Annotated in this window: 8 protein-coding genes; 5 read left to right on the forward strand and 3 right to left on the reverse strand. The window is 65.8% G+C overall.

Going from position 1 to position 6,189, the window contains the following annotated elements:
- Positions 1-19 precede the first annotated feature (19 nt).
- Positions 20-577 (reverse strand): flavin reductase family protein, encoded by a 558-nt coding sequence (locus N7590_RS16485; RefSeq protein WP_053510037.1) that lies wholly within the window; start codon positions 575-577, stop codon positions 20-22.
- A 118-nt stretch (positions 578-695) separates the two neighbouring features.
- Here N7590_RS16485 and N7590_RS16490 point away from each other — a divergent pair, with 118 nt between their 5' ends.
- From N7590_RS16490 to N7590_RS16510, 5 genes are all read left to right on the forward strand, one after another.
- The gene (locus tag N7590_RS16490; protein ID WP_012481135.1) at positions 696-1,061 is read left to right on the forward strand and encodes a BlaI/MecI/CopY family transcriptional regulator; all 366 of its coding nucleotides are present in this window, start codon (positions 696-698) and stop codon (positions 1,059-1,061) included.
- The gene (locus tag N7590_RS16495; protein WP_053510039.1) at positions 1,054-2,295 is read left to right on the forward strand and encodes a TonB family protein; all 1,242 of its coding nucleotides are present in this window, start codon (positions 1,054-1,056) and stop codon (positions 2,293-2,295) included. Before N7590_RS16490 ends, N7590_RS16495 begins: the two co-directional genes overlap by 8 nt.
- Positions 2,292-2,855: a hypothetical protein gene (locus N7590_RS16500; protein WP_053510041.1), complete on the forward strand. Its 564-nt coding sequence runs from the start codon at positions 2,292-2,294 to the stop codon at positions 2,853-2,855. Before N7590_RS16495 ends, N7590_RS16500 begins: the two co-directional genes overlap by 4 nt.
- A gap of 272 nt (positions 2,856-3,127) precedes the next feature.
- Complete coding sequence (locus tag N7590_RS16505; RefSeq protein ID WP_164241679.1) at positions 3,128-3,484, forward strand: hypothetical protein; 357 nt, start codon at positions 3,128-3,130, stop codon at positions 3,482-3,484.
- A 277-nt stretch (positions 3,485-3,761) separates the two neighbouring features.
- Positions 3,762-4,028, forward strand: a complete 267-nt coding sequence (locus N7590_RS16510; RefSeq protein ID WP_053510045.1) for a hypothetical protein — start codon at positions 3,762-3,764, stop codon at positions 4,026-4,028.
- A 27-nt stretch (positions 4,029-4,055) separates the two neighbouring features.
- Here the strand turns inward: N7590_RS16510 and N7590_RS16515 are convergent, their stop codons facing one another.
- Both N7590_RS16515 and N7590_RS16520 read right to left on the reverse strand, forming a co-directional pair.
- Complete coding sequence (locus N7590_RS16515; RefSeq protein ID WP_279935733.1) at positions 4,056-4,856, reverse strand: MBL fold metallo-hydrolase; 801 nt, start codon at positions 4,854-4,856, stop codon at positions 4,056-4,058.
- An 11-nt stretch (positions 4,857-4,867) separates the two neighbouring features.
- Positions 4,868-5,686: a S1/P1 nuclease gene (locus N7590_RS16520; RefSeq protein WP_164241677.1), complete on the reverse strand. Its 819-nt coding sequence runs from the start codon at positions 5,684-5,686 to the stop codon at positions 4,868-4,870.
- Positions 5,687-6,189 lie beyond the last annotated feature (503 nt).

Genomic DNA, 6,189 nt, shown 5'->3' on the forward strand with positions numbered 1-6,189 from the left:
GAGTAGGGGAGTGCTGGCATTACAGCATGTCGGGCTTGAACCGCCGTCGACGCGAGACTTCGGCGCCGGACACCATGAACTGCCCATCGCCGCGGTAGTGCACCGTGCGCGGCAGTTTCGGCCGCGGCGCCACGTGCGCACGCACGATTTCCCAGATGAACAGGTTGCTCGATTCCACCTGGCTGTCGTCATGAAGGCGGCATTCGAAGCACGAATGGCATTGTCCGACCAGCGGCGCGCCGACCTCGCGCGCGGGCAGTGCATCCAGCCCGAAACGGGCGAATTTGTCGACCTCGCGGCCGCTGCAGTTGCCGATGTCCACGACCGTATCGAGCAGCTCCACGCTGGGAACATTGATCACGCACTCGCCGCTGCCCCGCGCCAATGCGTGGCTGTGGTTCTCGTGCCACAGGTAGGTGGCGACCAGCGAAGGCGAGAAGCCCATCACCATGTGCCAGCCCATCGTCATCAGGTTGCGCTGGCCGCGCCACGCGGTGCTGACCAGCACGATCGGGCCGGGTTCGAGGAAGCGGCGGGCCTGCTCGACCGGGAAATCTTCCTTGGGCAGCGCTTTCATCCGGGGCCTGGGGCGGGAGGAACCGATGCTGGCGCAGCCGGGATGAACCCGGAGTCGAGGGGCTTGACATGAGGTTCGATTACGCGCGTAATCAATTCGTCGATTACGGATGTAAACCATGACCCCGATCAGCGAAGCCGAAGCCGTTGTGATGGAGGTGCTGTGGCAGCAGGCACCGCGTAGCGCCGACGAGGTGGTGGCCGCACTGGCCCACCGCGACTGGGCCGAGCCGACCATCAAGACCCTGCTCAACCGCCTGCTGACCAAGGGCGCGATCGCCGCCGAGCGCGATGGCCGGCGCTATCTTTACCGGCCGCTGCTGCAGCGCCAGGCGTGGGTGGAGGCACAGAGCCAGGACTTCATCGGCCGCGTCTTCGAAGGCCGGGTGGCACCGCTGGTGGCGCACTTCAGCGAACGCGGCCAGCTGAGCGCGCAGGACATCGCCGAACTGAAGAAGTTGATCCAGGAGCTGGACCATGACTGAGCTGCTCGACGGACTGTGGCAGGCCAGCCTGTGGCTGGCGGTGGGCGTGGTCGTGCTGGCCGCGCTGCGGCCCTTGCTGGTGCGTCTGGGGGGCGCTGGGTTGGCCTATCGCAGCTGGTGGTTGCTGCCCTTGCTGATGGTGGCGCTGCTGGTGCCGTTGCCCCGGGTTGCATTGCTGCAGCAGGTGCCGACGCTGCCGCTGAAGGTGATGCCGGGCGCCCTCGAGGGCGCGAGCGGTCATGCGCTGCCATGGGCCGGTCTGCTGCTGGTGGCCTGGGCACTGGGGATGGGCGTCTGCCTGCTGCGCGAGCTGCGTGCACAGCGGCGCTTCGAGCGGCGCATGGGCCCGTTGCGGCCGCGTGCCGATGGCAGCTGGCAGGCCAGCGGTGATCCCGGGCTGCCGGCGCTGGTCGGTTTGTGGCGGCCGCGCATCGTGGTCGGCCCGGCGTTCGACCAGCAGTTCAGCGCACAGGAGCAGGACCTGATCCTGCAGCACGAGCGCAGCCACCGTCGCAATGGTGACCACTGGGCCAATGGTGCGCTGCTGCTGATGCGCACGGTGTTCTGGTTCCACCCGCTGTTGCCCTGGGCCGCACGCCGTTTCCTGCGCGAGCAGGAACTGGCCTGTGATGCCCGCACCATGGCCCCGCAGCCTGCGCTGCGCGGCCTCTACGCCAGCACGCTGCTGAAAGCGCAGCTGGTCCATCCGGTTGCGCCCGCGGTCTGCCATTGGCGCAGCCAACCCGTGTTGAAGGAGCGTATCGCCATGTTGAAGCAGTCCAAGCGGAAGGCATTGCCGTGGGTGTCGGGCCAGGTGCTGGTGATCGGGGTGTGCCTGGGGATGGGAGCGGTGGCGTGGGCCAGCCAGGGCGGTACGGCGGGAGCGCCGAGGATCGGGGTCGAGCCGTTTGAACACGCTCAGGAAGACGCAGCCAGGGCTGGGCTGGACCGACCCGTCCAGGTCGACAAGATGCCGCCGCCGTCCTATCCGAAGTCTGCGGCCGAACAACGCCAGGTGGGCGTGGTGAACCTGCGCGTGGAGGTGGATGCACAGGGGCGTCCCGCCGATGTCCAGGTGCTCAGCGCTACCAATCCGGGCGTGTTCGATGCGGTATCGGTGGCTGCTGCGCACAGCTGGACCTATCGTCCGGCAATGAAGAACGGTAAGCCGGTGGCCGCTGCCGTGCGTATTCCGATCACCTTCGCGATGGACGACACCGAGGACGCGAAGTGAAGCGCGCGCCGCTGTTGATGATGGCGGCGCTGTTGGCAGGGTGCGCGACCCAGGGCCGGCTGGCCACCGTCGATACCCGCAGCGAGAATGTCGGCCACCAGCGCCTGCGGCCGCAGACCGGCGACGGCGATGGACAGGTGCAGGCGTACTCGCTGGGCGCGAGCGAGGGCTACCGGATGCCGCAGCTCTACGCGGCACCGGACCCGGAGGTCGGTGATCGTGATCCGCGCGCGGAACTGGCACCGACCACCATCTGCCTGCAGGTGGTGGTGGACGCCGATGGCGGTGTGGAACGCAGCCTGCCATTGACCGATCGTGCCGAGTGCACAGCCGGGGCCGCACCTGAGAACGCGCCCTTGTTGCAGGCGGCTCAGGACGCGGTGGCGATGTGGAAGTACTCGTCCGCGGCGGTCTGCCATTTCGCACCGGGCAAGGTGCCGGCGGATCGCGGCGATTGCCGCGGCGCGGAGCGCATCGAGCCGGTGGCGGTCACGCTGCAGTACGCCTTCACCTTCGAGATCGTGAAGGGGCAGCATGTGGTGCGGATGCAGGGGCGGTAGCGGCGGGCTTGCTGTCGGGCACGAAGATGTAAGAGGGTTGTTGACAATAGCCGGTTCCGGGCGTAACCCGGTGGCTGGCGGCACCATGAGCCGCAACTTCAATGGCGCCAGGCCGGATGGGAAGAATCTGGAAGATGTTCTGGATCCCAGCAAGGACAGAACCATCGTGAGAGGGTGCAGCTATGCGAGCCAATAGCAAGAGGCTGCTTTTCCTTGCCTGCCTGGGCTGCCTCGGTGCATGTACGCACCGCGACGGCGACGCTCCAACGCCGATGAGCCGCGAGTTCGGGGTGTGCATTTTCCCTCGGGCCGGTGACAGCTACCACGTGAAGGCCCCGGGACTGGATTTTGAACAGGGATTGTTGAAGCTGGCTGGCAAGGACATTGATGTCTACATCGGGAATCATCCTTCCTACGATGGCGTTCGATGGAACCGGGATCTGAGCCCGACCCGTGGATTCGTGCTGGTCGGCACGGAGCATTCAAGAGGTAAAGATCGAGTGCTGCTCGGCAACAAGCGCGCAGACCAGAAAGGCCTGATCTACGTGCAGTTCATGGGTGTTGACCTTGCGGCGCAGGTTCCCGTTCTGACGCGCAAGGATCTGGTAGTGGATTGTGGACTGGATTGAGGTAAGCGGGTCTGCGAAGGTCCAGCAGCCAATACCCGCCCTTACCCCGTTCTTCTCGCCGCGGGATCTCACATGAAGCGTTCGCTTTTACTCGTTCTGCTGATGCTGGCATCAGGCTCGACGGCTGCAGCGGTTTCAGTGCACATCGGGGGCAAGCCAACGGAGCTTCTGACCGCGCAATCTCCGGGTATGAAGGTCGAAGTGCGACTGGGCATTCGTGCTACAACGGCCGACGACCCGCGCTACGTAGTCTGCGAAGGCGCGCCCCTGCAAAGGAGTGCAATCGCTGCAGATCCGAGTCAATGGTGCTGCCTTGCCTGTTCCGCGCTCCGCCTATTTCGATCTGGTGGATCTTTCCAGTGCGACGATTGATCTCAGCTCCAAGGGCGGCAGCCTGATGTTGCAGGGCGGGGATGCCTCAGAGAGTTACAACGTGCGCATTCGCTTCAACAAGAACCGGGTCCTGTCGAGAGAGATCTTTGTTGGAACGTCGCAGGATGGCCTGTTGGAGGAAACCACCTATCACGAGGTGAGCCTCGGATAGGCGCTTCTCTGGCTGTCCACCTGGACCTCAGGCTCCGCCCTGGATGTTGGCCTTCACGGCCGGCTGCATCAGCTTGGGTTCTTCCAGCGTGGCATCGCGGGCCTGGCGCACGCTGACGAACTCCGCCTCGGCCACACCATCGTGCACGTGGATGTTGTGCGCGCGCTGTTCGCCGATGGTGGTCTCATTGGCGAAGTCGCGGCCGCCCGGGCCGTAGTCGTGGCAGACGAACACGCGCGTCGCATCGGGTAGCGCCAGCAGGCGCTGGATCGAGCGGTACAGCTGCGCGGCGTCACCGCCCGGGAAGTCGCAGCGGGCGGTGCCGCCGTCGGGCATGAACAGCGAGTCGCCGGTGAACAGCGCATCGCCGATCAGGTAGGCGATGCTGTCGCTAGTGTGGCCGGGCACGGCGATCACCTGGCCGCGCAGTTCGCCAAGCGCAAAGATTTCGCCATCGCTGAACAGGTGGTCGAAGATTTCATCCGCAGCAGGAAGCTGCAGGCCGTAGCGCGGCGCAAAAGTGGCCTGCACCGCGCGGATGCCTTCGCCGATGGCCAGCGTGGCCTGCGGAAAGCGCTGCTTGAGCCGGCGCCCGGCCGACACATGGTCGGCGTGGGCGTGCGTTTCCAGCAGCCAGCGCAGCTGCAGGCCCTGTTGTTCAATGGCCTGCAACGCGGCATGCAGCGGTGATTCGCTGCTGGCATCAGTATCCGGGTCGTAGTCCAGCACCGGGTCGATCAGCGCTGCCTCGCAACTGGCCGGGTCACTGACCAGGTAGCTGAAGGTATTGCTGTCACGGTGGAAGAACGACTGCACCTGGGCCGGCATTGGATTGCTCCTCAGCGCGTGCCGAGCACGCGGTTCAGCAACTGTGCCAGGTTCTCACCGGCCAGTCGCAGCTGCGCTTCAGCCAGCGGCCGGTAGCGCTCGGTGTATTCGTCGCCGATTTTACGCGATGCCGGATAAACGCCAGCTTGCATGGAGATGCGGCAGCTGGCTTCGGCCCACGTCTGCGGGTCGCGCTGCGGGTTGGACTGGCGCGCCAGCTTCGGCGCACGCTGGCTCTGCAGCACCGGCAGATAGCCGGCGTCGTCCAGCTTGCGGGTGTTGAGCATGCCGCTGTCCCACAGCGAGTGCAGGTTGGTACCACGGTTGCCGAACTGCAGCTGGAAATCGTTGCCGCCCTTGTCGTGGGCATAGCCGGCGTGCATCGGCTGGTGGATGTCGCCGACCAGATGCACGACGAACTTCAGCGCCTGCAGGCGCTCGCCGTCGGTCAGGCTGCGGTCGCCGAGGATGGCGCTCTGTGCCTTCAGCGCCTCGACGATGCAGTTGCCGTTCTTGCAGTGCTTCGGGGCTTCGTAGTGGCAGTTGTCTTCGGCGATGTTGACGTAGTGCCAGCCGGCCGAGCGACGGCCCAGGCCCGGGTCCTTGGCGCGCAGCTGATCGGCCCAGGGCGCGATGCTGGCCAGGGTGGCGTCCGGTTCAGTGGCCAGCAGGCGATCCACTTCGGCGCGGGCGGCAGGGGTGAGTCGGGCGTCTGCGACTTCGGCGACAAGGCGGTGGCCTTGCGCGCCCCAGGCATGGGCGGGGGCGGAGACGGACAGCAGGGCCGGCGCCAGGGCGGCGGCGAGGAAGAGGGAGTGCAGGGCTTTCATGCGCACATTCTAGCCGGGGGTAGGTGGATTGAAGAGCGGCGCGTTCCTGTTTCGAAGTGGGTGGGCTGCAGGGGCAGGCGCTGCGGGACACGCTGCAAGTACATCCCTGTAAGCTCGGCCGCGGCATCCATGCCGCGGACGGTCCCGCAGCGCCTGCCCCTGCAGCCCCCATCAGACATGGCCGCGGAGGCGAATGCAAAGGTCAAAGCAACATCAAAATCAAATGCAGGATCAAAACCTGCCTCCTGCAATTGCAGGCAACCATTACGCCTCGGATGTACAGGTTCTGCTTCTGCTCTTGCCTTTGCTTGAGCTGGCACGCGCGCAGTGATGGGAAGGGGCGAGGCGGGGAGCGGGGCCGGGACCGTTGGCGCCATGGATGGCGCCATCGAGCCCCCATGGATGGGTTTACGGCGTGTCCCGGCTCCGCTCCCGACTTGCCCCAGCTCCGGAACCGCTTCAGTCCCAGCAACAAAAAAGCCCCGGCAATCACCGGGGCAACA

Source organism: Stenotrophomonas sp. GD04024 (genome assembly GCF_029837545.1).
GTDB lineage: Bacteria > Pseudomonadota > Gammaproteobacteria > Xanthomonadales > Xanthomonadaceae > Stenotrophomonas > Stenotrophomonas forensis.